At 30.3% G+C, this 26336-nt stretch carries 22 protein-coding genes and 2 CRISPR repeat arrays; of the genes, 21 read left to right on the forward strand and 1 reads right to left on the reverse strand.

What is annotated here, in order from left to right; all coding sequences use genetic code 11:
- Nucleotides 1-148: 148 nt before the first annotated feature.
- The 16 genes from rplM to cas3 all read left to right on the forward strand — a co-directional run bounded on the left by rplM (nucleotide 149) and on the right by cas3 (nucleotide 14649).
- Entirely contained in the window at nucleotides 149-589 is a 441-nt protein-coding gene (rplM, locus tag VJY32_RS14070; RefSeq protein WP_353678566.1) for a 50S ribosomal protein L13, read from the forward strand.
- A 12-nt stretch (nucleotides 590-601) separates the two neighbouring features.
- Nucleotides 602-988: a 30S ribosomal protein S9 gene (gene rpsI / locus VJY32_RS14075; RefSeq protein WP_353678567.1), complete on the forward strand. Its 387-nt coding sequence runs from the start codon at nucleotides 602-604 to the stop codon at nucleotides 986-988.
- A 141-nt stretch (nucleotides 989-1129) separates the two neighbouring features.
- Nucleotides 1130-2074, forward strand: a complete 945-nt coding sequence (gene rpsB / locus VJY32_RS14080) for a 30S ribosomal protein S2 (RefSeq protein WP_353678568.1) — start codon at nucleotides 1130-1132, stop codon at nucleotides 2072-2074.
- Between the two features lie 16 nt (nucleotides 2075-2090).
- Nucleotides 2091-2960, forward strand: a complete 870-nt coding sequence (tsf, locus tag VJY32_RS14085; RefSeq protein ID WP_353678569.1) for a translation elongation factor Ts — start codon at nucleotides 2091-2093, stop codon at nucleotides 2958-2960.
- 76 nt (nucleotides 2961-3036) lie between these two features.
- Nucleotides 3037-3771: a UMP kinase gene (gene pyrH, locus VJY32_RS14090; protein ID WP_353678570.1), complete on the forward strand. Its 735-nt coding sequence runs from the start codon at nucleotides 3037-3039 to the stop codon at nucleotides 3769-3771.
- A 27-nt stretch (nucleotides 3772-3798) separates the two neighbouring features.
- Nucleotides 3799-4356, forward strand: coding sequence for a ribosome recycling factor (frr, locus tag VJY32_RS14095; protein ID WP_353678587.1), 558 nt, complete (start codon nucleotides 3799-3801; stop codon nucleotides 4354-4356).
- Between the two features lie 135 nt (nucleotides 4357-4491).
- Nucleotides 4492-5655, forward strand: a complete 1164-nt coding sequence (locus VJY32_RS14100) for a tetratricopeptide repeat protein (RefSeq protein WP_353678571.1) — start codon at nucleotides 4492-4494, stop codon at nucleotides 5653-5655.
- 85 nt (nucleotides 5656-5740) lie between these two features.
- Nucleotides 5741-6064, forward strand: coding sequence for a DUF3467 domain-containing protein (locus VJY32_RS14105; RefSeq protein ID WP_353678572.1), 324 nt, complete (start codon nucleotides 5741-5743; stop codon nucleotides 6062-6064).
- 422 nt (nucleotides 6065-6486) lie between these two features.
- Nucleotides 6487-6732: a septation protein SpoVG family protein gene (locus VJY32_RS14110; protein WP_353678573.1), complete on the forward strand. Its 246-nt coding sequence runs from the start codon at nucleotides 6487-6489 to the stop codon at nucleotides 6730-6732.
- Between the two features lie 219 nt (nucleotides 6733-6951).
- A complete protein-coding gene (locus VJY32_RS14115) occupies nucleotides 6952-7341 on the forward strand; it encodes an HIRAN domain-containing protein (RefSeq protein WP_353678574.1) in 390 nt (129 codons plus the stop codon).
- Between the two features lie 43 nt (nucleotides 7342-7384).
- Nucleotides 7385-8092, forward strand: a complete 708-nt coding sequence (gene cas6 / locus VJY32_RS14120) for a CRISPR-associated endoribonuclease Cas6 (RefSeq protein WP_353678575.1) — start codon at nucleotides 7385-7387, stop codon at nucleotides 8090-8092.
- Nucleotides 8089-9174 carry a hypothetical protein gene (locus VJY32_RS14125; RefSeq protein ID WP_353678576.1) on the forward strand — a complete coding sequence of 362 codons (1086 nt, stop codon included), beginning with the start codon at nucleotides 8089-8091 and terminating at the stop codon, nucleotides 9172-9174. The genes cas6 and VJY32_RS14125 overlap by 4 nt, the downstream gene beginning before the upstream one ends.
- 2 nt (nucleotides 9175-9176) lie before the next feature.
- On the forward strand, nucleotides 9177-9656 hold the full coding sequence (locus VJY32_RS14130; RefSeq protein ID WP_353678577.1) for a hypothetical protein: 480 nt from the start codon (nucleotides 9177-9179) through the stop codon (nucleotides 9654-9656).
- 35 nt (nucleotides 9657-9691) lie between these two features.
- Nucleotides 9692-11170, forward strand: a complete 1479-nt coding sequence (gene cas7i, locus VJY32_RS14135) for a type I-B CRISPR-associated protein Cas7/Cst2/DevR (protein ID WP_353678578.1) — start codon at nucleotides 9692-9694, stop codon at nucleotides 11168-11170.
- On the forward strand, nucleotides 11151-11975 hold the full coding sequence (gene cas5b / locus VJY32_RS14140) for a type I-B CRISPR-associated protein Cas5b (protein ID WP_353678579.1): 825 nt from the start codon (nucleotides 11151-11153) through the stop codon (nucleotides 11973-11975). Before cas7i ends, cas5b begins: the two co-directional genes overlap by 20 nt.
- Nucleotides 11965-14649 (forward strand): CRISPR-associated helicase Cas3', encoded by a 2685-nt coding sequence (gene cas3, locus VJY32_RS14145; protein WP_353678580.1) that lies wholly within the window; start codon nucleotides 11965-11967, stop codon nucleotides 14647-14649. The genes cas5b and cas3 overlap by 11 nt, the downstream gene beginning before the upstream one ends.
- 148 nt (nucleotides 14650-14797) lie before the next feature.
- Here cas3 and VJY32_RS14150 read toward each other — a convergent pair whose 3' ends face one another.
- Entirely contained in the window at nucleotides 14798-15979 is a 1182-nt protein-coding gene (locus VJY32_RS14150) for an ATP-binding protein (protein ID WP_353678581.1), read from the reverse strand.
- Between the two features lie 474 nt (nucleotides 15980-16453).
- Between VJY32_RS14150 and cas4 the strand changes: the two genes are divergently transcribed.
- The 5 genes from cas4 to cas2 all read left to right on the forward strand — a co-directional run bounded on the left by cas4 (nucleotide 16454) and on the right by cas2 (nucleotide 19473).
- Nucleotides 16454-16948, forward strand: a complete 495-nt coding sequence (gene cas4, locus VJY32_RS14155) for a CRISPR-associated protein Cas4 (RefSeq protein ID WP_353678582.1) — start codon at nucleotides 16454-16456, stop codon at nucleotides 16946-16948.
- Between the two features lie 350 nt (nucleotides 16949-17298).
- Nucleotides 17299-17502, forward strand: a complete 204-nt coding sequence (locus VJY32_RS14160; protein ID WP_353678583.1) for a hypothetical protein — start codon at nucleotides 17299-17301, stop codon at nucleotides 17500-17502.
- 77 nt (nucleotides 17503-17579) lie between these two features.
- Nucleotides 17580-18671 carry a type I-B CRISPR-associated endonuclease Cas1b gene (cas1b, locus tag VJY32_RS14165; protein ID WP_353678584.1) on the forward strand — a complete coding sequence of 364 codons (1092 nt, stop codon included), beginning with the start codon at nucleotides 17580-17582 and terminating at the stop codon, nucleotides 18669-18671.
- A 134-nt stretch (nucleotides 18672-18805) separates the two neighbouring features.
- The gene (locus tag VJY32_RS14170) at nucleotides 18806-19168 is read left to right on the forward strand and encodes a four helix bundle protein (RefSeq protein ID WP_353678585.1); all 363 of its coding nucleotides are present in this window, start codon (nucleotides 18806-18808) and stop codon (nucleotides 19166-19168) included.
- A 41-nt stretch (nucleotides 19169-19209) separates the two neighbouring features.
- Complete coding sequence (gene cas2, locus VJY32_RS14175) at nucleotides 19210-19473, forward strand: CRISPR-associated endonuclease Cas2 (RefSeq protein ID WP_353678586.1); 264 nt, start codon at nucleotides 19210-19212, stop codon at nucleotides 19471-19473.
- A 100-nt stretch (nucleotides 19474-19573) separates the two neighbouring features.
- Nucleotides 19574-25366: direct repeats of the CRISPR family, unit length 30 nt; unit sequence GTGTTAATCGAACTATAGTAGAATTGAAAC.
- Nucleotides 25367-25487: 121 nt separating this feature from the next.
- Nucleotides 25488-26313: a CRISPR direct-repeat array (repeat unit 30 nt; unit sequence GTGTTAATCGAACTATAGTAGAATTGAAAC).
- Nucleotides 26314-26336 lie beyond the last annotated feature (23 nt).

The following is a 26336-nucleotide window of genomic DNA, read 5'->3' on the forward strand; positions in this document are numbered from 1 at the left end:
CCTTTTTTAGCTCTTTAAACAGTCCCTTTTATTTTTCTATGTCGGAATTAAGATAATAAATTAAAAATTTCGAATTTCTTGACATTCTAAGACTATAGAAATATATTTGAAACCTTTGAAAAATAGATTTTTGTATTTGGAGGCTATCTTGAAGCAAGAAAAGATTACCAAGTTCATTAAACCTGAAGAAGCAAATCGAAAATGGTACATTGTTGATGCTAAAGATCAGGTTTTAGGCAGATTGGCTGCTAAAGTTGCAAGAATTATCAGGGGTAAACATAAACCAGTATTTACACCCAACATGGATACAGGTGATTTTGTAATCGTCATTAATGCCGATAAAGTACGGGTTACAGGTAAAAGAGAATCGCTGAAAACTTATTTTTGGCATACAATGTATCCAGGTGGAGTTAAAATCAAAAGTTTTCAAGAGCTGCTTGCTAAAAAACCTGAATTTGTTGTGGAACATGCAGTAAAGGGTATGTTACCTAAAAATCGACTTGGGAGAAAATTAATTAAGAAATTAAAAGTTTATGCCGGGGAAAATCATCCTCATGCAGCTCAAAAACCTGAAGTATTAAGTTTATAACGGAGTGATTTGATGGCAGATAAAATATTTGTCGGCAGAAGAAAAAATGCAGTTGCCAGAGTTTATTTAAGAAATGGTTCTGGCAAAGTAACAATTAATGAAAGAGAATTTGAAAATTATTTTCCACTTAAAGAACATCGAGATAACATTTTACTGCCTTTTGTTGTAACTCAAACATTAGGTAAGTATGATGTCTTTGCCAATGTTTCTGGAGGTGGAGTGACTGGACAATCTGATGCTATAAGACTCGGGATTGCACGTGCACTAGAAGATATTAATCCGGAGTTTCGTCCTTTATTAAAAGCAGAAGGATTGTTAAAGCGTGACCCACGTATGGTCGAACGCAAAAAATACGGACAGAAGAAAGCAAGAAAAAGATTCCAGTTCTCTAAGAGATAATCAACTAATTTATTTAATCATTCATACTCTCGTATTTGCTTCCTGTGTCCCATTGACTTGGGATGATAAGCAAACTTATTCAGCCACTGCTTAATGCAATGGAGGATAAGATGAGAGTAGAAGATAAAACAGGAGAAAAATATGCCAAGAGTACAACTTACTGATTTAATTGAAGCAGGTGCACACTTTGGTCACCTGACACGCCGTTGGAATCCCAAAATGAAACCTTACATTTTTATGGAAAAAAATGGGATTCATATTATTGACCTTAAGAAAACACAACAAGCTATTGACCGTGCTGCTGAAGCAATCACTGAAATAGTATCGCAAGGTAAAAAAGTTCTTTTTGTTGGTACTAAAAAGCAAGCAAAAGGAACTATTGCAGCAGAGGCAAAAAGATGTGATTCAAATTGGGTAAGCGAAAGATGGCTTGGTGGAATGCTTACAAACTTTGCTACCATCCGCAAAAGTGTTAAAAGACTTCAGAACATAGAAAAAATGGAAAGCGATGGTACATTCGATAAAATAACAAAGAAAGAAAGATTGGTTCTAACAAGAGAAAAAGACAAATTAAGAAAGGTGCTTGATGGTGTTGAAACAATGACAAAATTGCCAGGTGCATTGTTTGTAGTTGATGTTAAAAAAGAAGCTATTGCAGTTAAAGAAGCTGAAAGATTAAATATCCCTGTATTTGCAATTGTTGACACAAATTGTGACCCCGACCCAATTGATTATGTTATCCCGGCAAATGATGATGCATCTCGTGCAATTGAAATTATTACAAAAGTAATTGCAGATGCTGTAATAGAAGGCAATGCAAAAGCAAAAGAACTAAAGGCTCAGGAAGTTGCTGAAAAAGAAAGAGAAAAGAAAGTTACAGAGGAACAGGAACAACAGGAACCAGAAAAGAAACAAGTTAAAGGAAGAATTAGAAGAGTCAAATTCAATAACGACGATAAAAAAGGTGAATATAAACGAAAAGCAGAATCCACTCAAGCTGAACCTTCTGCCTCTAAACAAACTAATACAGATGAAAATCAAAACATTAAAGAAGAAAATCCATCATCACAGGAAAAACAAAATTGAAATTGGAGAAAAGATTATGGCAATAAGTGCAACTCAAGTAAAGGAATTAAGAGATAAAACTGGCGCAGGAATGGTTGACTGCAAAAAAGCTCTTGAAGAAGCTAATGGTGATTTTCAAAAAGCTATTGAATTACTTAGGAAAAAAGGAGCTGCTGTTGCTGCTAAAAGAGCTGAGAAAGTAGCTAATGAAGGTTTGATTTTAACACGTGTTTTTAATAATGGCAGTTCTGCTGTTATTGTAGAAATTAATTGTGAAACAGATTTTGTTGCTAAAAGTGAAGACTTCGTAAATTTTGCAAATTTTGTTCTTGATACACTTGTTCAAAATAAACCGGCTGATATAAATTCTTTGCTGCAATTATCAATGAACGGGAAAAATGTTCAGGATGAACTTAATGCTTTAATTGGCAAAATTGGAGAGAAAATTCAAATATCAAGATTTGCTTTTGAAAATGTTGAAAATGGTTTAATTGTAGATTATATTCATCACGGTTCTAAACTTGGTGTAATTGTCTCTGCAGAAAATGTTCCTCAAGATAAAGTTTCTGAACTGCAGCCAATTTTGAAAGATATTGCAATGCAAATTGCTGCAATGAGACCAATTACAATTTATAGAGATGAAGTTGACAAATCTATTATCGAAAAAGAACTCGAGATTTATAAAGAACTTGCTCGTAAAGAAGGAAAACCCGAACAGGTACTTGAAAAAATTGCTGTGGGTAAGTTGAATAAGTTCTATGAAGAAAATTGTTTGATTGAACAAATTTTTGTGAAGGATAATTCAAAAAAAGTAGGAACCCTAATCGAGGAATTTAATAAGAAAAATAATTCACAGGTAAAACTGGCAAGATTCAAACGCTTCCATTTAAGCGACGAAAAGAAGTAATTCTAAAAGGTCTTATTTCTTAATAAGACCTTTTTTTTTATATTGACTTGCAATAATTCTTAGTAAAGAGCATCTTATGCAGCCTAATCTTAAATACAAGAGAATACTTCTTAAACTTAGCGGCGAATCTTTGATGGGAGACCAATCTTTTGGCATTGACCCGAAAGTTCTTAATTATTTTTCGGATGAAATAAAAAAAGTTCACGACCTTGGTGTTCAAATTGGAATTGTTATTGGCGGGGGGAATATTTACAGAGGATTAAATGCTGCATCTCAAGGAATAGATAGAGTAACTGGCGACCAGATGGGAATGCTTGCTACAATTATTAATTCACTGGCTTTGCAAAATGCACTCGAAAATAAAGGAATATTTACAAGGTTAATGACTGCAATTAAAATGGAAGAGGTTGCTGAACCTTACATTAGAAGAAGAGCTATTCGACATCTGGAAAAAGGCAGAGTTGTTATTTTTGGAGCAGGAACTGGTCATCCATATTTCAGTACAGATACTGCAGCAACATTAAGAGCCGTTGAAATTGAAGCAGATGCAATTTTTAAAGGAACAAGAGTCAATGGAGTTTTTGATTCAGACCCTGAAAAAAATCCAAATGCAAATATGTTCGAACAAATTTCTTATCTTGATGTTCTTAAGATGAATCTAAGAGTTATGGATTTAACTGCAATTAGTATGTGTCAGGAAAATAATTTGCCAATTGTTGTTTTTAATATGGATGTGCCCGATAATTTATTAAAAGTAGTTACAGGTGAAAATGTTGGAACATCTGTAGGAAATTTTTCATCAAAAATCTAATTAATTCCAAATAGCGAGGCAGCCATGATGAACAATCAAGTTATTAAAGATGCCAAACAAAAAATGGACAAAACAATAGAAGCTTTTAGAAATGAAATTGCAAAAATAAGAACCGGGAAAGCTACAACTGCATTATTAGATGGTATCAAAGTAGACTATTATGGAACAATGACCCCCTTAAATCAAGTAGGTAATGTTTCAGTTCTCGATGTGCACACTCTCTCAATTACACCATGGGATAAAAGTATGGTGAGTGTTATTGAAAAGGCAATTCTTGCATCAGAACTTGGTTTAAATCCAGTAAGTGATGGAACAAATATTAAAATCCCAATACCTCCATTAACAGAAGAACGAAGGAAAGAATTAGTTAAACTTGTGAAAAAATTTGGAGAGGACGCAAAAATAGCACTAAGAAATGTTAGAAGAGATGCAAATGACCGTCTTAAAAAAATGGAAAAAAATAAAGAATTGACAGAAGATGAACTCAAAGAAGCAGAAAAGGAAGTTCAGAAAGTTACTGATGAACATATTGCAAAAATTGATGAATTAATTAAGCATAAAGAAAAGGAAATAATGGAAGTTTAGGTAGATATTTTATTATAAAAATATTTTAACCCTGGAATTTATCCCAGGGTTTTTTATTATTAACCTTGACTTGCGAATTTGAAATTGGTTATTTTTCGATACATATTTTTACATATTTTTTATTTAGGAGAATCAATGAAACAAGTATTTATTTATTTAAGTATTTTAGGGATGGTATTAGGAATTACCGCATTCCAATGTGCATCCGCTGAATTAACAGGAGCAAAACTTTATATCAACCAAAAGCAATACGATAAAGCTAAAGAAACTTTATTGAAAGAAGTTCAAAAAAATCCAAACAGCGACGAAGGCTGGTATTTGTTGGGTTATCTCTATGGTGAAGAGGGAGATATTCCAAAAATGCTCGAAGCTTTTGATAAGTCATTGTCTATAAGTAAAAAATTCGAGCAAGCAATTAATGATTCAAAAAAATATTATTGGGCAACAGGCTTTAATAAAGGTGTAAGCTTTTTCAACAAAGCAACTAAAACAACAGACCAGGATTCAATGAAACTTTTCTTCGAAAAAGCTGCTGAAAGTTTTAATTACTCAATTATGTGTGAACCAGATTCTGCTGGAGGATATATTAATTTGGTTTATACCTATCTTAATCTCAATAGAATTGATGATGCAATACCTCCTCTTGAAAAACTGGTAAACATTGGAACTGCACCAGAAGCTTTTGCAATGCTTGGACAAATCTATACTGAGAAAGGAAATCAATTAATGGATAACTACAAAGTTTCAAAAAATCCTATAGATAGTGTTCAGGCATTCGAAAATTTCGATAAGGCAATTGAAATTCTTGAAAAAGGAAGAACCAAATACCCTGATGATGGAGAAATATTATTAAGAATATCCAATGCATATATAGCTGCTAATAAATTAGATGTGGCTATGAGTGCATTCAAAACTGGAGTTGAAAAAGAACCAAATAATAAGTTCTACAGATACAATTACGGTGTTCTTTTGTTAAATGCAGATAATTATGCAGAAGCAGAAAAACAATTTAAAGCAGCAATTGAACTTGACCCCGATTATACAAATGCTGTTTATAATCTTGCTGTTACCTACATTCGCTGGGGTGCAAAAATGAGAGAAGAAATGGAAGAAAAAGGAGAGGTTTCTGATGCATATAAAGAAAAATTTAATGCTGCAATTCCTTATCTCGAAAAATATTTAGCTGATAATCCTCAGGAACCTACAATCTGGGAACTTCTTGGTAAAGTTTACGCAAATCTTGGTATGAAAGAAAAATCTGAAGAAGCATTCAACAAAGCAGACCAGTATAGAAAATAATTTCTACAATGCCCGCATTAACTCAAATGCGGGCATTTTTGTATCTAATTCAATGAAAATATAATTTCAGAACAGCGAGGGGAAAATGGAACACGATGAAATAAAACCACAGCAAATTAATATTGAACTTGGTGAAAAGGAAGCTGAAGGAATTTATTCTAACTTAGCAATTATTACTCATTCACCTGCAGAATTTATAATTGACTTTACGCGAGTTGTGCCCGGGGTTCCGAAAGCAAAAGTATTAGCAAGAATTATCACTACACCTCAGCATGCAAAAATGTTAATGAGAGCTTTGAAAGATAATATTGAAAAGTATGAAGCCCGCTTTGGCGAGATTAATATTGATTTACAACCATCTCCTCAATTTGGCTTTATTAATCCAGATAAAGAACAAAAAATTAATTGATTAAAAATTATCAAAGAAAACATTCTTTGTTTGCGTAAGAACAATATTTTTATCAAAAGAGACATCTTCAAATCATTCGTTTACAAAATAAAACGATAAATATAATCTTACCAGAACTTATTAATTTCCCAAATAACAAAAAAAATCTACTATATATCTTGAGGGTTAACTTTCTTAGCTTTATTATGCAAAGAAGCAGAAAATCTTTTTTTAATATAACTGATTTCCATTCTTAACAAATAATTACATTTCAATAATTTTTTGATTTATAAAAATTTCTAAAAATTTTATATTGCTTATGAAATTGATTTAATAGTAGAAACAGAGGGCTGCACAAATGATTTTAATTCCTGAATGTATTTTTTCTTATATCAGAATAATTATGAGAGAATTTTTTTAATTAAACACATAACGAGGGTAAAATGAAAATAATTAGAATGAACAAAATCTCTAATTCCAACAGTAAAACTTTAGCCTACTTTGACATTGAAACTGATGATGGAATTTTAATCAAAGGTTTCAGAGTTGTCAATGGAAATAATGGTTTATTTATTGCTTCCCCAGATGAAAAAGGGAAAGATGGTAAATATTACGAAACTGTAACACTTCCAAGGGAAATGAAAAAGAAATTAGAAATGATGGCAATTGATGAATATAATGGGAAGTGAGTTTTAATTGTGATTCAAAATTAGTTAAAAAGTTATCTATCTTTATTTTGAAATATAATCTGAAATAAACTCTATTTTAATTGGGAATGAAAAATTTTGATAAAATATAAATAACATTTCAATTTGTGTATTGTTGAAATTTTTATAAGTTGCTACTTATACAGATAATATGCTTTTTAATTTTATATGATTAGTTAATAAAACTAAACGGGTGAATAAATGAACCGTTTATTATTTATTAAAAGAATGATATTAGGGGCAGCGGGAATATTTATTCCATTTCAGCAAAAAGTTAAAGACAAAAAAATCTTTCTTTCTAAATTCTACATTGCCGGCTTTTCATATTACGATGGTGAAACTGCATTGAAAAATTTAAAAGAAAATGATTCTGTAATAATAAAATATGAACCCGATAATCCATACGACCACAGAGCCTTAGAAGTTTATACCACTGACGGCAGAAAATTAGGTTATGTGCCTCGTTTTGAAAATCCAATTCCTTCAAGACTAATAAGGCAAAATATACAACTTACTGGCGAAGTGGAAAGAATTAATTATGATGAATCAGATTGGAAAAAAGTAAAAGTGCGGCTTTATATGATTATATAAAAAATATTTAAATCTCATTAAAAGAATTAAAAGGAGGTTAAAAGTGAGAATAACATTAGATTATGAAATAAGTCCTGAAGTAATACCTAAAAATTATGGTCGTGGTTTTATTTCTTTAATTAAAAAATTAATTGAAGTATCAGACCCTTTACTTTTTTCTTATTTTTATAATGACCACAGATTAAAACCCTTTACATTTGGGACATTTTTCCCACAATTGCAGGAATTAGAGGGAGACAAGTTTAAAGCTGGTAAGTTTGTGAAGATAAACTTTTCAACTTCTTCATACAGAGTTGCAACACAAATTTATAACGGATTTCTGAAAGTAAAGGAGCATACCTGGCAAAATAATGGAAATTCAATACACTTCAAGCCAATGCGAATTTTTCTGCATCCGAACAAAGTAATTAAAGAAGAAGAAATAAAAGTAAAGACTCTATCACCTTTTGTAGTAAATAACAAAGGAGATTCAAACAAATTTTTATTGCCAGATGAAGAAGGATTTCTTGAGGGATTAAAATTTTCTGTGCAGGAATGTGCGAAAGAATTTTTAAATGTTACAAATGATTTTGAATTCGAATTTGAAGTTATCAACTGGCGCAGGAAAGTAATTTATCTGTATGAAAAAATGCCAAGTGTTTCAGGAGTATTTAAGATAAAATCCAGACCAGAAATTTTGCAGATGATTTATGATAATGGAATTGGGGTGCATCGAAGCCAAGGCTTAGGTTTAATGGAGGTGGTAAAATGAGTGAAAATACAATAACACTTTATCCTTCGAATTGGTTATACAATGCTGGAGTAGTAGGATTGTTAAATTCTATTGAAAAAGTTGAACAACTCAACGTGAATGATTTTTTAATTGATGCTGGTGGAGTTATAATCCGATTGCCCTTTTTTAATAAATTAAATGTTCAAGAGAGATATTTTAGTGAGAGCAAAATATCTTCGTTGGTTGGGAAAAATCGTCTTTATAAAAACTTTCTTCAATCAACCCAGAAAAATACATTTATTGAATTTGTAAAAAGATTAGATAAAATAAAATCATCAGGAAGTTGTCATATTTGTTATAATCCTCAATACCTTAGTGACAGTGATATTAATAAGATTAATGAAATTGATCCGGGAAAAGCTAAATTTTTAAACCGAATTGAAAAATTAAATATGGTACAAAACAGTGAGTTTGGACCAACAGAGAATGAATTCCCTAACGGTTTCTGGAACATGAAACAAAGCTTAAAAGTATGTCACTTATGTAATTTTATCCTCATCCATCATCATCTTGCTCTAACTAAACTCTCTGACAATTCAGAAATATTCATTAACGTTCCTTCTTTCAAAGTGATGTTTGAATTGAATAAAATTGTCAAAGAAACATACGGGTCATTAAATAGTGAAGAAGCAAGAAATAAAAGAGAAATCCTTGCAACATCTGTAATAGAGTATTCTAGAAAGCTACAAAGTACAATCGGTTTATGGTCCGGAATGAATATCGAAATAGTTATCAAGAGTAAAAAAGGGATTGATTTCTTTTCTCTCCCTTATGATACAATCAAAATAATTTCAGATAGAAAAATAGCTTCAGCTCTTTCTGATTTAGGTGAGTTTAGAATTCTAAACAACATACTTGATAAAAATTATTCTCAGCTTATTGATATTAGTTACAAGTTAATTAGAATTGGATTAAAAAATTATAATGATAGAAGTAAAAATGAAAACAATATAGTTAATGATTTATTATCCCGCGACATTAATAGAAAAAATATTTCTAAAGCAGCAAATAAAATTTTAATGCTTTATTCATTAATAGAAGAAAAATTAAAAAGGAGTTAAAAATGGAAATTCCAATTGAAAAATTGAAGCAGCAACTTGAAAGTGAAAAACCAAATTATGAGGATTTTGAAAGTTGTTTTTATGAGTTGAAAAATGCTCAGAAAGAATTGCAGAATTTACTTGAATATGCTTCAGACTTTAAACGACCTGGAAATAAAACGGACGAAGAAAATAAATTCGAAAATTTATACAGAAGAGTAGCAGGAGTAAATTCATCTGAGATAATTGAAACTCTTAAAAGAAAAGGAAATGATTTGAAAAAAGATCTTGGAACTTCTTTTGAAAATATGGGTTACAGATTGCTCGAACAAACAAGAGCTGGTAAACGTGATGATGTCTATTATGGTATTTTAAGAATTTTTGTAGCTAACAAAATGAAGTTTCCTGATGAACTAGTAGAAGCATTCAAACCAATTTATTCCGATGAAATGTTCAAGGTTTTCATCTTCTCATTTCTTAGCGGTATAATTGGCAAAGAATAACAATCAGAAAAATAATTTTATAAGGAGAAATAAAAATGAGTAACACAAGTAACAACGAAATCAAAAATATTACACTAACAATGATTTTTGAGGGAGCGGCTCTAAACAGAGATGAAAAAATTGGCGGTAATATTCTATCAATTAAAAAAATGAATGTGAATGGAGAGATTAAATCATTCATCAGCAAAGTTGCAATTAGACATTATTTATTTGAGACTTTGCAAAAAGCTCATAATTGGCAAGGAGCCTCTGTAACTGGACAAGGCACGGTCGTTCAATTCGATATTGCCAAAGAAGATATTCTTACAAGTGCAGAATTAGATGCTTTTGGCTATATGTATACTATAAGCGGTGAAAATTCTTTGACCAGAAAATCACCGATTGGAATAACAAAGGCTGTTTCTCTTTCAAATTATGAACAAGACTTAGCTTTTTATGCTAACCACGATTTAGTTAAAAGAGCAAATGAGCAAGGATTAAATGTTACACCAAATCCTTACAGTAAAGAAGAACATAATGCTTTATATAAAATAAGTTTTACAATTGATAGTAAAATACTGGGAGAAGATACTTGGATAGTAAAAAGCGAACCTATGTTGAATAACGATAATACAAAATTAAAAATTGAAATAGCTAAGCCGTTAAAGGCAATATTAAAAAATGTTCTATTAATAAAAGATGATGAAGGGAATGATAACTATCTAATTGATAATAAAAAAATAATAGTAAAAGATTACGAAGTTACTGTTGATAAAGCTCTAATGAAAGAAAAGCATATTAAAAAGACAGATAAAGTAGAATTAAGTTGGGATTCGAAATATTTAGTAAACGAGAAAAAAGAAGAAATAGCGGATGAGCAAAAAAATGAGAAGGAGAAAAAAGCATTATTTAAAGTGAGTGAATTTTCTTATGATGAGGAAGAGAAAACTTATACATTTAATATTAGCAGAGAACCTCTTTATGATGCAAAGGAAGAGACCTTAACCCTTGAGCTTGGGGCGGTGAAAGAAATTGAAATCAATAAAACCGAGATACAGAAAATTTATCCTAAAAAATATAACAATAGCTATGGAGATTTAGTATTAGAAGAAATTAGCTCCAAAGGACCTTTCAAGGTTGTGTTTAAATTAAAAGATGATATTAAAAAGAAAAGGATTCTTGAAATTCTTAAATCAATCAAAAACGGCCTTTATGCTCAATCCAGCGGTGAAGCTAATACAATAATTCCATTGTTTATCATAGCAAGCGGCGTAAAAATTCCTTCTCCAGTTTTTCATTCTTTCATTGATCTCAAAAAAGAAGAAGGACAAATAAAAGTGATTGGAATTAATGACTGCCTGAAAAATTCTTGGATTAATACAAAAATTTATATTAAAGATTGTGAAAGAATTCCTGTCGAAATCAATAGTGAAAAAGTAACACGCGATTGGAATGAATTTCTAAAATCAGTGGGATTAATTAATGATGAAAATTCATTAAACCACGAGGAGAAAAATGAAAATCCTGAGACTTAAAATCTATCAACCACAAGCACATTACAGAATTCCTTTTACATTCCAGCGAAGGCACACATATCCACTGCCTCCTTATTCAACTGTAATAGGATTTCTATGTAATGCTCTTGGTATTTATGACCAGAAAGATGGATTATATACAAATGGTATTCGAAAATTAAAAATGTCTATTTCTGGAAGATTTCAAAGTAAAACGACAGAAATGATTTGGTTTAGAAACCTAAGCAAAAAAGCTCATGAAAACCGATTTGGGTATATCCAAAATAGAGAACTCAATGGACACATTGAACATTTTGGCGGACAATCTCAAATGTGGATTGATATTCTGAATGATGTTTACTTATTTATATACCTTGCACATGAAAACGAAGAATTCTTAAAAATTATTAAATCTAGTTTAGTTAATCCTGCTAATCGACTTGAAGTTCTTCATCTCGGTCGTGCTGAAGATTGGATTGTACTCGAAGAAGAACCAAGATTTTTAAATGATTCTGATATTATTTATCAAAGACGTGATGCTGATTATAAACATTTCTTTTGGATATCTGAACAATTTTGTATCAAAAATGGTAATGATTGGGAGATTAAAGAAAACGGCAAGTTTGTAGGGCTTCTATATAACCTTCCAACTTTTGTTACAATCAAAAATTACGAAACAACATTTAATAGACACGGTGAAAGAAACTTCGAATATGTTAGGACTAAATTAAATGATGGATTGATTAAAGAAGAAACATTAATGCTTGATATTTCTGATAAAAAAAATATTTTACCAATCTTTTTAGGTGACCTAAATGGAAATTGAAAACAAAATATGGGCAAAAAGTATCAAGTATGATAAGAATGAAAAAGAACCTCCAATAACTTTACGAGAACATACCAACAATGTTCTTAGTGCATTTTGTCAATTGAAAAACAAGTTGGAAGATGAGCAACTAAAGGAAAGCATCAAAACAGCTATTGAGTTACATGATATTGGTAAAGTTAATCCCTACTTCCAAATAAGAACACTTGGCAATAAAAAATACAAACCATTTGATGTAACTAACAATATTTATCACTCACTCTTTTCTACGCTATGGATAAATAAGACAAAACTTAAAGAAAGGTTTGGAGAAAATTTTGCAAAATTAATTTTATCAGCTGTTGCGTATCATCATTGGAAAGAAAGCTTTGAAGATTTGATAAGATTTGGTGGAAATGATTTTGAAAAATTATCTGATTGGCTTTTAACTAATAACAATCTTGAAATTTTGTACAATAATCTTAAATCAGAAGGATTTACTGATGAGATTATTTCATTTGATTTTGAAATGTTGGAAGGATTGAAGAACGGTATTTCATTTGCAGAGTACGTTACTCCACTTTATAATCTTTACTGGTTGCCTAAACGAATTGAAATTGACGAGGAAATAAAAAGAAAGTGGATTTTACTTACTGGATTTCTAATCAGAAGTGATCACTTTGCATCTTTTTGTGAATCTGAAAATGAAGAGTATAAAATTGAAGAAGATGGTTTTACACCCTCCTTTATTAAAAGTAATATCATTGCTAATATAAAAGAAAAGAATAACAACTTTGATGAATCTCAGTTTTGGCAAGATACCGTTGTTAGAGAATATGGAAATGATAACACAATTTTGATAGCTCCAACTGGTTCAGGGAAAACCGAGTTCTCTTTCCTTTGGTCTAATGGTGAAAAATTCTTTTATACACTTCCTTTGCGGTCTGCAGTAAATCAAATTTATGATAGGGCTAAGAAAATATTTGGTGAAGAAAAAGTTGGCTTAATTCATTCAGATGCAGATGTATACTTGATAGGCATGAAGGATGAAGCTAATACTATGAAACTTTATGAATTATCGAGACAACTTTCATTTCCAGTAATTATTTCAACAGGGGACCAGTTTTTCCCTTATGCTTTACAACCACCCGGCTATGAAAAAATATTCGCAACTTTTTATAAAGCACGACTAGTAATTGACGAAGTACAAGCTTATGATCCCAAAGCATCTGCAATTATTGTTAAATTTATTGAAGCAGTAACTAGAATGGGAGGCAAATTTTTATTAATGACTGCAACTTTACCAAGTTATATTAAAGAGGAGGTAAAAAAAAGAATCGAAAAATTTGTTAATGATAAAGAGTGGAAAGAGCCAATTAATCGTTATGAAAATGAACCTAAATACAAAGAACTTAAAAAACACAGGATACAATTCATCCACATTTCAAATTCTATTAATGATAATAAACCTGATTATAAATTACCCAATGAAATAATTAAAAAAATAATCGCTGTAGCTGATCAAGGGAAACGTGTATTAGTAATTCTTAACACAGTAAAGCAAGCACAATATGTCTATGATGAGTTACAAAAGGGAAAAAAAGGAGAATTGAAAAGTAATTTATGGTTGCTTCATTCAAGATTTACTCTTGAGGATCGAAGGGAAAAAGAAATAGAATTAATTGGGAAAGAATTCAAAAATCCGAAAGATGAAACAAACGAAAAAACTCCTAAAATATTAGTTGCTACTCAAGTTGTTGAGGCATCTCTCGATATTGATGCAGATGTTCTATTTACAGAAATAGCTCCACTTGATGCACTTGTTCAGAGAATGGGAAGAGTTTTAAGAAGATATAAAGATTCAATCCCAGAAGAGCCGAAAGAACCAAACATTTATGTCATCGTATTTAATGAAGGCTATGAATCAGGGTATAAAAAAGTTTATGAAAATGAATTGATCGAAAAAACTATTGCTATACTTAAATCATCTGAGGAAATTATTAATTCAAATGAAAAACGATTAAATGAAATAATAAAAAAATACTACGATAAGAAAGGTAATTTCATTGGTTTTGTAGATAATAAAGTGGAGGGGAAAAAATCAAAAACAAAAAAAGGCAAGAAGAATAAAAAAGAAGAAAATGACGAAGAACTAATAATTGATCTAAAGATGGAAACAAGTATTTCATTATTACTATCTGAATATGAAAAATTCATATTAGTTTCAAAACTTTATGCAGCACTCGATAAAGAAGGCAAATATCTGAAAAAATTTTACGATACTCTCGACATTCTTGATGCTGGCTATATGTCCGATCGAAAAACTGAAGCACAAAGAATGTTTAGAGAAATATCTTCTATTTCAGTTATCCCAAATATTAAAAAAGATGAATTTGCAAATAGTGTAATTGATTTCTTTAATAATATTCCTGAACAAAAAGAAAAACAGAAAGGATTATATACAAAATTTAAAAAGGAAATCTTAGCAAAATACGTTGTTTCTGTTCCTATGTATACGTGGTATGATAAATGTGAATATAGAAACAGTGTTGAAAATTGGGCTGATATAAATAGCAATTTTGATTCTAATATAAAGAAAAAACTTAAATCTTGGTGTAGAGAAATTTATTTTGTCGATTACGATTATGACCCCAAAACAGGTGTAAATAGTTCAAATGAAAAAGAAAGAGAATAAGGTTCAACATTCAAAATAAAAAATCATCTATAATATTTGTATTTAGTTTCAATAATATGCATTAGGTGTAATCTTGCTAACCTAGATGACAATTTGGGAATCTTACAATTTTGATACTGTATATTAATTAGAATGAATCATATAAATGTTACCCCAAATCACCACCCCATATAAAATCTTGGAAAGTTGGGGTTGGATATCGGGCAACAATAATTTTTTTTGAAATATTTATTCCTTTTGCCAGTAATTCTAATTGTTTCTTATCCTGTACGGTTGCTCTTTCTTTTACTTCTATTGCAGTATTCCCGTTAAGAATGAAATCTATCTCTTTGCCGGTCTTTAACGAATAATATTGTAAATCACCATAAAACTTTAACTGGTTAAAAACAGCATTTTCAAATTGAATTCCGCTGCTTACTTCTGCAAGCTGATTTAAAAGGCCATTGTCACAAATAAATATTTTTGGAGCTTTTACAATTTCTCTATCAGGATTTTTTGAAAATACGGGTACCCGTTTGATTACAAATGTATTTTCAAGTAAATCTAAATAATTGTAAACTGATGGTCTAGAAATGCCTGTAAGTGATGATAGTTTAGAATAATCAAGACGAGTGCATACTCTTGCTGCAACCATTTTAAGAAGATTATGTAAATTTTTTTGATCTCTTATATCTGCAATATTTTTTATGTCAATGTTTAAGTAAGAACTGAGAATATCATTTACAATATCTTTTTTATCAGATATGCTCTTTGATAATACAACTTCCGGGAAACCACCAAAACGAATAAATTCATCATAATATTTTTTTAACCGTTCGTATTCGGCAATTATAAATTTTTTCCATTTCTGTTTGCCAGAATATTCAATATCCCTGAAAGTTAAAAACTCTCTAAAATTTAGAGTATATAACTCAAAAACTTTTTTTCTGCCGGCTAAAGATTCACTAAATAAATTTTTAATATAATATGTACTTGAACCTGTAATAACAAATTTAATTGGATAATTGTCATAAAGATATTTTATTACACTTACTATATCGGGGAGCAGTTGAACTTCATCAATAGCTATTAAAGTTTTTTTAGTAAAGTCTATACCTCTTGCGCTTAAAGCAGTGATGATATTTTCATAGTTTTTTTCAGAAAAAAGTTCTCTATTATCTATTCGCTCAAGATCTATGTAAATCTTATTATTGGTTTCGAAGTCTTCGAGAAGTTTTTTGAGTAATGTAGTTTTGCCAGTTCGCCTTAAACCAGTTATAACCGTAATGTATTTTTTTGAAAGATGTTCTTTTAATTCGGAATATATTAGCCTTTCTTTATAATAAACCATTTTTTCACCTCCTTACTATTTGCTAATGCTAATTTACAAATCGCATTACTATATGTAAAGTATATTTTACAAATAGTAAAAAAGTTGTATTATACTAAATAATATAAAATATAGGCATTAGATAAAAGAGGATAGAACACGGACTACAAAGATTACACTGAACTTGCCCGACGGCACATGCAGTTGCAAAATACATAAAATGTCTTCACCAAATGCTGACTGAATGAGGCAACCTGCCTGTGAAGGCAGGAGCGTTATGAAGACCCTCAGCCTAAGTAAATTTTACAACATTTTTATTCGTTCGATATGGTAATAATTTATTTTTCAACAGCCTAAGCAGTTAGGTTTTTATCTATGCAAATCTGCGCTTGTACATTTCATATGGTTTCTCACACTCATACAATTTATCAATTTAATTATATTTGTTACTAAATAATCTGACTAATCTGTTAATTTGCTAATTTGGTAATTAAAATGACCGGCACTCAAATCTCATATTACTTTGTTTGTCATAGAAAACTCTGGTTATTTCTTCATCATATAGATATGGAACAGACTTCCGATATTGTGTCGCTTGGTAAATTTATTTCTGAATCAACATATGAACGAAAAAAACATGAAATTCATGTTGAAGATGATGAAGATGTGATTGTTATTGATTTTTATGACAGCAAAAGAAAAATAATTCACGAAGTAAAAAAATCAGATAAAATGGAAGAAGCTCACATCTGGCAGGTGAAATTTTATATTTATGTTCTTGAAAAAAATGGAATAGAAGGAGTCACCGGCGAAATTGATTATCCAAAATTACGACAAATAATTTCTGTCCAATTAACTGATGATGATAGAAAAAAATTGGTGGATATAAGAAATGAAATTAAAAATATAGTTCAACAAAAAACTCCACCTGCGGTAATTAATAAACCATTCTGCAAACAGTGTAGCTATTACGAATTGTGTTATGTGTGAATTAATTGTAAAGTCTATAAAATTAGAAAGTTTAGAAAGATTGGATAGATTAAAAACATTTTAAAAGTTTTCTAATATCAAAATAGATAGGTAAAATATACAGGAATAATTTTTTGTAATCAGTCTAATATTATTATAAAATTGAAGGGGAGTGAATTATGAAAGTCAAAACATTTGAAGAGATTAGAGTATGACAGGATGCGAGGGCTTTTGTTAAAGAAATTTTTTAATCTAAATGCATCTTATAAGTTTAAGATAAATTATGGATTAAAAGAGCAAATTCAGCCAGCAGCGTTTCGATATTGAAAAATATTTCTGAAGGCTTTAAATAATAAAGAATTCATAAAGTTTTGTTATACTCAAAAGAGTCTGCTGGTGAAATTAGAGCAATGCTGTATGTTGCATTAGATATAAATTATATGCCAGATGAAGAATTCAAAAAATATTACACAAATGCTATAAACTTTATAACTCAAATTGCCAATTTCATTACATATTTTGGAAAAACAACTATAAAACACAGAATGGACATAATAAAAAGTTACTTTTTCTGAGACCAATAAAATTTTTCAATCTTTTATAATTTTTCTTAATTTGTTTTATAATTCATAATCTTTCTAATTAAAAAAAAATGAAACGCAATTACTATATCTTTAGCAGCGGCAAACTAATTCGAAAAGATAATACTCTTTACTTTGAACCGGGAGAAAACAAAGAACCCGAAGAAGCAGAAGCTGCAGAAGAAGAAATTCAAGTTGATGATGTTACAATAAGCGAAAATGAATCGGAAGAATTAGAGCCTAAAAAACTTCCACGCAAACCTATACCAGTTGAAGATATTGATTCAATTTATTGTTTTAGTGAATTACGGTTCAATACAAAGTTTTTGAACTTTCTTGCACAGAAAGAGATATTACTACATTTATTTAATTATTACGGATATTACAGTGGTTCATTTTATCCTAGAGAACCATATTTATCAGGGAAATTATTAGTTGAGCAGGTTCAAACATATCTTGATAATATTAAAAGAACAGATTTAGCAAAAAAATTTGTAGAAGGAGCTGCAGAGAACATTAGAAAAAATTTGCAGTATTATAATACACGGGACAAAGATTTATCTTTTTTCATTAATAAAACAGAAGACTTAATTACAAAAATAGATTCTGCGGCTGATGTTGGAGAATTGATGGGTATAGAAGGTAATATTCGCTCTAATTATTATTTCTCATGGAATCTGATAATAGACCAGGAAATTAATTTTGATAAGAGGGAAAAACATCCACCCTCAAATCCAATTAATGCATTGATTTCATTTGGCAATTCTTTGGTTTACACTACAGTCTTAAGTGAAATATATAAAACACAACTTAATCCATTAATAAGTTTTTTACACGAACCTGGCGAAAGAAGATTTTCTTTAGCACTTGATATAGCAGAGATATTTAAACCACTTTTGTCTGATAGAATAATATTTTCGCTTCTAAATAAAAAGCAACTACAAGAAAAACATTTTAGTAAGGAACTAAATAAATGTTATTTAACTGAGGAAGGAAGAAAGATATACTTAAAAGAATTTGATGAAAAATTAAAAACAACAATTAAACACAGACAATTAAAAAAATCTGTAAGTTATCGTCATCTAATAAGATTAGAATGTTATAAAATCATCAAACATTTATTGGGAGAAAAAGAATATAAGCCTTTCAAAATATGGTGGTGATTTATTCAATTAGGAATTAGGAATTAGGAATTAGAAATTAGGAATTAGAAATTAGGAATTTGGGATTAGGAATTTGGGATTAGGAATTTGGAATTGGGATATGGGAGAGGAATTAATAATTAGGGAGACAAAAAATGAAGGAAGATAATATAATAAAGCAAAAAAGTTATAATTTTGCTTTGAAGATTATTGATTTATTTCAATCATTAAAAAATGAAAGAGAATATGTAATATCAAAACAATTATTACGAAGTGGGACATCGATTGGGGCTAATATTGAAGAAGCTATAGGTGGTCAATCAAGAAAAGATTTTTTTATGAAAATTAACATTGCATACAAAGAAGCTAGGGAAACAAATTACTGGTTAAAGTTATTGAAAGACAGCAATTTAATAGAGCTCAGAACTGCTGAATCATTAATTAATGAATGCGATGAAATATTAAAAATACTTGGAACAATAATAAAAACTATGAAACAATCATCGAATGGATATTAAATCTAATTTTTAATTCCTAATTCCTAATTCCTAATTAAAAGATGTATGTAATATTAGTATATGATGCAGCTCCCAAGCGCGGAACAAAATTATTAAAGTTCTTGCGTCAACATTTAAATTGGGTACAAAATTCTGTATTTGAAGGGGAGGTAACAGAAAGTGAATTAGAAAAAATAAAGAAGGGTGTTAAAGATATAATAAATGAAAAGGTAGATAGTGTAATTTATTATATATTTGAAACGCAGAATTATTATGAAAGAGGGATATTGGGAGTAGAGAAAAATGATTTGGACAGTTTTATATAAAAAGTCGTCGATGCTACAGCAAAAAGGCATAATTACATATCGACGATATACGATGAGAGAAAATATTGAAAAATGACATAAAATAAGCTAATTTGGGGCTGTGTTAATCGAACTATAGTAGAATTGAAACTCTGACCAATAAATTTCACCGCTTTGATTTTCATTCTGTGTTAATCGAACTATAGTAGAATTGAAACTATTTTATTTCTGTTGTTATTGGCTTTTCTGGAATTGTGTTAATCGAACTATAGTAGAATTGAAACATTTCTTAATAATAAAAAAGGAGTAAATTATAATGGCGTGTTAATCGAACTATAGTAGAATTGAAACTTCTGTTTATATCGAATCTCAGAATTATTAAAGATAGTGTTAATCGAACTATAGTAGAATTGAAACATTGGAATGATGTATATGAAGTAATAAATACTTCTTTGTGTTAATCGAACTATAGTAGAATTGAAACAATAAATTATTTTTTCAATATTTGATAAATCTTTAATGTGTTAATCGAACTATAGTAGAATTGAAACACATAGCTATCGCATTCACAACCAACATTTAACGCGTGTTAATCGAACTATAGTAGAATTGAAACACTTTTTCATCTGGAATAATTCGTGAAGTGGAATAGTGTTAATCGAACTATAGTAGAATTGAAACTGAATTATATAATATTCAATTAACTAAAGAAATAATGTGTTAATCGAACTATAGTAGAATTGAAACTTGCGGTCAGTTTTGTTCAAAGGGATTTCTTTTATCAAGTGTTAATCGAACTATAGTAGAATTGAAACAATAAACTCAAAAAAGTAAGAAACAGAATCGAAGAAGTGTTAATCGAACTATAGTAGAATTGAAACGCCGGCGATGTTGATAAATATTGGATTGCAGTTGCGTGTTAATCGAACTATAGTAGAATTGAAACTGTCTCGGCTGGTATTACGAGGATTTGAGAGAAGGAGTGTTAATCGAACTATAGTAGAATTGAAACGCCGGTAATATTGATAAAAATTGGCGTGCAATTGCAAGTGTTAATCGAACTATAGTAGAATTGAAACATTGCAATTCCATTTGACATTTATCCCTCTTCTTTGTGTTAATCGAACTATAGTAGAATTGAAACATGGGACTACAACTAAAACTGCTGTGTTTGAATTTGGTGTTAATCGAACTATAGTAGAATTGAAACTTACCTAACGGCGAGAGTGTATTTGCAGGCAAACCAGGTGTTAATCGAACTATAGTAGAATTGAAACACGGACGGGATAATCAGAGAATCGAGAGATACAGGTGTTAATCGAACTATAGTAGAATTGAAACTCAATTGTTACTATCATTGTAACCCTTTATTTATAACGTGTTAATCGAACTATAGTAGAATTGAAACTGTTTTGTGAGCTTCTGGATTTTCTGTCCTCAGTTTGTGTTAATCGAACTATAGTAGAATTGAAACGATTATCAGCCGAGCAAAGAAGAAAGAGAGTTATTGCGTGTTAATCGAACTATAGTAGAATTGAAACATTAAACCACCAAGCAAGTCATTAAATCTTGTTAAGTGTTAATCGAACTATAGTAGAATTGAAACTCTTCATCTACATCTGCTGCTGTTAGTTGTTCTTTTGGTGTTAATCGAACTATAGTAGAATTGAAACGCTTGGCAATAAGATTGGTGATGCTACAATTAGATTAGTGTTAATCGAACTATAGTAGAATTGAAACATATATTAAAGAAAATTTATCTTTACGAAGAAACAAGTGTTAATCGAACTATAGTAGAATTGAAACATCTTAAGTGCTATTACTTACAGAAGATATTTAGAAAAGTGTTAATCGAACTATAGTAGAATTGAAACAACGAGGACCGGAGATGGTATATCCATTAAGCAAGGGGTGTTAATCGAACTATAGTAGAATTGAAACCAAATGAATTAAAATCTCCAGCACTTCTCTTTAGCGTGTTAATCGAACTATAGTAGAATTGAAACGCAACAACAGATGCAATCGCAAATGCAACAAGGACAAGTGTTAATCGAACTATAGTAGAATTGAAACTTCATCATAATCAAATTTTTTCCAGTCACGTCTTGGTGTTAATCGAACTATAGTAGAATTGAAACATATTCGAAAACGGGAAAGTCATTTTCCCGTATTTCGGTGTTAATCGAACTATAGTAGAATTGAAACGTTTTTGTTCACAAGAATTATATTTTTTATTTGAACTGTGTTAATCGAACTATAGTAGAATTGAAACTTTATATGCAAGCCATTTGCTGTTAAGTTAGGTAAGTGTTAATCGAACTATAGTAGAATTGAAACACCAGCTTTCTGGTTTTCGCTCCATTTTTCAGGGGGTGTTAATCGAACTATAGTAGAATTGAAACCGCGGTGGATTTGATGAAAAAAACAGACCGATAATTGTGTTAATCGAACTATAGTAGAATTGAAACACCGCAAGTTCTACGCAAAATGGTATATTAAGTTCAAGTGTTAATCGAACTATAGTAGAATTGAAACATAATTTTGTATGAGCCTTTCATCTTTGGCGATTTGAGTGTTAATCGAACTATAGTAGAATTGAAACGCGGATGACCCAAAGTTTGAGTTACTACTACCTGTAGGTGTTAATCGAACTATAGTAGAATTGAAACGGCTTCTCTATTAAAACAGAAAAGATTTTATATGAGTGTTAATCGAACTATAGTAGAATTGAAACGTATTTTCAAGTATAACTTGAATATCTACATTGCCTTGTGTTAATCGAACTATAGTAGAATTGAAACTGTAATAATGTTGTCGAATTGCTTTCGGTAATTGTGCGTGTTAATCGAACTATAGTAGAATTGAAACGAACAACATTTCATACGTGTAAGCATTTCTGCCATGTGTTAATCGAACTATAGTAGAATTGAAACAAAGAGTAATTTTTGCATTCTGCAATTCGTTCTTTGGTGTTAATCGAACTATAGTAGAATTGAAACGAATTAGCAGATTTAAGAGAATCAGGGAGTATCGAGTGTTAATCGAACTATAGTAGAATTGAAACTTTTCAAGATGATTGGGTTTTAACCCGGGAAGAAAGTGTTAATCGAACTATAGTAGAATTGAAACTTGGTAAGTATAAAAATTTATGCGGAGATTATAAGGTGTTAATCGAACTATAGTAGAATTGAAACCTTTTCAAAGTAACAAGATGGGAAATAATTCATGGGTGTTAATCGAACTATAGTAGAATTGAAACGATTTAAATTAACTTTAACTCTTTGCCAGCGGACTTAGTGTTAATCGAACTATAGTAGAATTGAAACTCATTTTCCCTTATGCAATCAAATATTTTTCGATTGTGTGTTAATCGAACTATAGTAGAATTGAAACCTTTGCAATGACTGTCCCTCTGTTCCCTGAATTATTGTGTTAATCGAACTATAGTAGAATTGAAACATATCAAAAAAAGGAACTTATATAGATGATAACGGAAGTGTTAATCGAACTATAGTAGAATTGAAACCAGTTCATTGGGATAATATTACTAATAAGCCATCAACGTGTTAATCGAACTATAGTAGAATTGAAACCGAAAAAAGACTGCGGTTTCATGATAAAATTATCTGGGGTGTTAATCGAACTATAGTAGAATTGAAACTGCGTATTTAATTAAATATAGATTAAACATAAATATAGGTGTTAATCGAACTATAGTAGAATTGAAACTGCGTATTTAATTAAATATAGATTAAACATAAATAGTGTTAATCGAACTATAGTAGAATTGAAACGTTGAATATGAGATTTCAGCAAATTCACTGATTGAATGTGTTAATCGAACTATAGTAGAATTGAAACTTTTACTACTCCTTATTATTTAATAATAAATTTTTAGTGTTAATCGAACTATAGTAGAATTGAAACATTGAAATGTTCTTAGATTATAGATTTTTAATTGCATGTGTTAATCGAACTATAGTAGAATTGAAACAAAACTTGGTGGGACGGCAAATTAAAGGTATTAGAGTGTTAATCGAACTATAGTAGAATTGAAACTGAAGTATTAATAAACATTATTAACAATAAATATTGTGTTAATCGAACTATAGTAGAATTGAAACTAATAAATCCAAAACCCATTTTTATCAACCTCTAATGTGTTAATCGAACTATAGTAGAATTGAAACTTTTAATTATTTTGCTATCAAGTTTTTTCATAATTGTGTTAATCGAACTATAGTAGAATTGAAACTATAAAAAGAAGTGAACCTCAAAGGCTCACTTCTTGGTGTTAATCGAACTATAGTAGAATTGAAACTATAATTTTAATTTTGATAATGGTTATTTTGTAGAAGTGTTAATCGAACTATAGTAGAATTGAAACTTGTATTTTTCGTTCATTTCTCGCACAGTAGCAGCGTGTTAATCGAACTATAGTAGAATTGAAACTTTATCGATGATATTAGTTTGGATAAAAAATAATATAGTGTTAATCGAACTATAGTAGAATTGAAACGTGATGAAGAAGGCTCAAAAGGTTATGTAACCTTACGTGTTAATCGAACTATAGTAGAATTGAAACATTAATTACACAAAAGATTACGCGGGACATAATGACAGTGTTAATCGAACTATAGTAGAATTGAAACAAAAAAGATGGAACTATGCTCTTAAGTGGCAATATGGGTGTTAATCGAACTATAGTAGAATTGAAACGATGAAGCGGAATATTTGGATTCTAAATCTTTTGGGTGTTAATCGAACTATAGTAGAATTGAAACTTGATGAGGCTTTAGCTTATATAAAAGAAAAAAAAAGGTGTTAATCGAACTATAGTAGAATTGAAACCCGTCTTTTCTGGTTTCTAAAATATAAGGTGGGTCTAGTGTTAATCGAACAATAGTAGAATTGAAACGCAAAAAAACACAAAGAAAAGAAAAGAAAAGAAAAGTGTTAATCGAACTATAGTAGAATTGAAACTTTTCTATTATAATTTTTTTTATATTATTTTTCATACGTGTTAATCGAACTATAGTAGAATTGAAACGGAGTTTTGCTTTGTGGATTTTCTTTAATCCATTTCCGTGTTAATCGAACTATAGTAGAATTGAAACTGATATAGCATTTTCTATTCAATAACTCAGATGCTGTGTTAATCGAACTATAGTAGAATTGAAACACTAAAGCCACCAAGCGAAGTAAAACTAAGTGAATGGTGTTAATCGAACTATAGTAGAATTGAAACTTAATGATAAACCTGTAATGTGTGTAGTAGGTTTTGTGTTAATCGAACTATAGTAGAATTGAAACTTTCCATTGTTCCAGTGTCAAATCGTCTTTTTCAAGGTGTTAATCGAACTATAGTAGAATTGAAACCGCATGAAGGACATGGCAAATATGATATTGTCAAATGTGTTAATCGAACTATAGTAGAATTGAAACCGAATTAGTAAAATTGCTTGCGTTCATTTTGAGAGCAGTGTTAATCGAACTATAGTAGAATTGAAACGATTTTATCTTACAACATTATCTCAAACAGTTGAAGGTGTTAATCGAACTATAGTAGAATTGAAACTAATTTTACTATATCATTCCAACTTACTACTTGTTCTCGTGTTAATCGAACTATAGTAGAATTGAAACGTAGTACCAGCACTAAAATCAGCAAGTCTTAAAAAGTGTTAATCGAACTATAGTAGAATTGAAACAGGCAAAGTTGCGTGTTGCAATTTCTTTTGTTAAACCTGTGTTAATCGAACTATAGTAGAATTGAAACTCTTGAAATTTATAGGAAGGTTAGAATATACCCTTTAGTGTTAATCGAACTATAGTAGAATTGAAACGTATTGGCAATGCTAGTGCAGGTTTAGTTATTACATCGTGTTAATCGAACTATAGTAGAATTGCCCGCCAAATTTGTTCGTAATATACTGGATAAGGCGGGTCTTCGTTCACCCGCTAAAAGCGGGTTCACTTCGAAAACAAAAGGTGCGACGACTCGCCGATAGGCGAGGAAGTCGTCCGCCACTGGCGGATTAATCGAACTATAGTAGAATTGAAACGTAAAATATGAAACTAAAGCAACTACAATTGCCAATGGTGTTAATCGAACTATAGTAGAATTGAAACGCCAAAACGGTGCGAAAAGGAATTATGAATAAAGAGTGTTAATCGAACTATAGTAGAATTGAAACAAGGATAAAATTTATAGATGAAATGAGGCTTAAATGTGTTAATCGAACTATAGTAGAATTGAAACTTCTTAATTAGAAATCTGGCCCCGACTGGTATTAAGTGTTAATCGAACTATAGTAGAATTGAAACAATGCTAAATAAGATTTATTTGGCACCTCCATTTTTTGTGTTAATCGAACTATAGTAGAATTGAAACCTAATAAGTCATTTATGCTCTTTGTCGTCTGCAATTCGTGTTAATCGAACTATAGTAGAATTGAAACATACCAACGTTATAGATAAAACTTATTAAAGCATCAAAGTGTTAATCGAACTATAGTAGAATTGAAACCTTTCAACCCCAAAACCGCTTTTACGAACAGGTTTGGTGTTAATCGAACTATAGTAGAATTGAAACATTCAAGGCTACCGCTAGGATTCTTTGCTTTCACGGTGTTAATCGAACTATAGTAGAATTGAAACTGAGGCGCAAGCGATATAAAATTGCCAATCCCACAGCGTGTTAATCGAACTATAGTAGAATTGAAACATGGAAAGCACAATTGATTTTCCAAATGATATTAAAGTGTTAATCGAACTATAGTAGAATTGAAACTCTACTTTCGTTAGAATAAATTTCGCATTCGCTTGCATGTGTTAATCGAACTATAGTAGAATTGCCCGCCAAATTTGTTCGTAATATACTG

Source organism: Rosettibacter primus (assembly GCF_036860675.1).
Lineage (GTDB): Bacteria > Bacteroidota > Ignavibacteria > Ignavibacteriales > Melioribacteraceae > Rosettibacter > Rosettibacter primus.

Excerpts from the sequence above, each read along its gene's own strand:
- rpsI (WP_353678567.1), top strand. The coding sequence starts at position 602 with ATGGCAGATAAAATATTTGTCGGCAGAAGAAAAAATGCAGTTGCCAGA.
- rpsB (WP_353678568.1), top strand. The coding sequence starts at position 1,130 with ATGCCAAGAGTACAACTTACTGATTTAATTGAAGCAGGTGCACACTTT.
- tsf (WP_353678569.1), top strand. The coding sequence starts at position 2,091 with ATGGCAATAAGTGCAACTCAAGTAAAGGAATTAAGAGATAAAACTGGC.
- pyrH (WP_353678570.1), top strand. The coding sequence starts at position 3,037 with ATGCAGCCTAATCTTAAATACAAGAGAATACTTCTTAAACTTAGCGGC.
- frr (WP_353678587.1), top strand. The coding sequence starts at position 3,799 with ATGAACAATCAAGTTATTAAAGATGCCAAACAAAAAATGGACAAAACA.
- VJY32_RS14100 (WP_353678571.1), top strand. The coding sequence starts at position 4,492 with ATGAAACAAGTATTTATTTATTTAAGTATTTTAGGGATGGTATTAGGA.
- VJY32_RS14105 (WP_353678572.1), top strand. The coding sequence starts at position 5,741 with ATGGAACACGATGAAATAAAACCACAGCAAATTAATATTGAACTTGGT.
- VJY32_RS14110 (WP_353678573.1), top strand. The coding sequence starts at position 6,487 with ATGAAAATAATTAGAATGAACAAAATCTCTAATTCCAACAGTAAAACT.
- VJY32_RS14115 (WP_353678574.1), top strand. The coding sequence starts at position 6,952 with ATGAACCGTTTATTATTTATTAAAAGAATGATATTAGGGGCAGCGGGA.
- VJY32_RS14125 (WP_353678576.1), top strand. The coding sequence starts at position 8,089 with ATGAGTGAAAATACAATAACACTTTATCCTTCGAATTGGTTATACAAT.
- VJY32_RS14130 (WP_353678577.1), top strand. The coding sequence starts at position 9,177 with ATGGAAATTCCAATTGAAAAATTGAAGCAGCAACTTGAAAGTGAAAAA.
- cas7i (WP_353678578.1), top strand. The coding sequence starts at position 9,692 with ATGAGTAACACAAGTAACAACGAAATCAAAAATATTACACTAACAATG.
- cas5b (WP_353678579.1), top strand. The coding sequence starts at position 11,151 with ATGAAAATCCTGAGACTTAAAATCTATCAACCACAAGCACATTACAGA.
- cas3 (WP_353678580.1), top strand. The coding sequence starts at position 11,965 with ATGGAAATTGAAAACAAAATATGGGCAAAAAGTATCAAGTATGATAAG.
- VJY32_RS14150 (WP_353678581.1), bottom strand. The coding sequence starts at position 15,979 with ATGGTTTATTATAAAGAAAGGCTAATATATTCCGAATTAAAAGAACAT.
- cas4 (WP_353678582.1), top strand. The coding sequence starts at position 16,454 with ATGACCGGCACTCAAATCTCATATTACTTTGTTTGTCATAGAAAACTC.
- cas1b (WP_353678584.1), top strand. The coding sequence starts at position 17,580 with ATGAAACGCAATTACTATATCTTTAGCAGCGGCAAACTAATTCGAAAA.
- VJY32_RS14170 (WP_353678585.1), top strand. The coding sequence starts at position 18,806 with ATGAAGGAAGATAATATAATAAAGCAAAAAAGTTATAATTTTGCTTTG.
- cas2 (WP_353678586.1), top strand. The coding sequence starts at position 19,210 with ATGTATGTAATATTAGTATATGATGCAGCTCCCAAGCGCGGAACAAAA.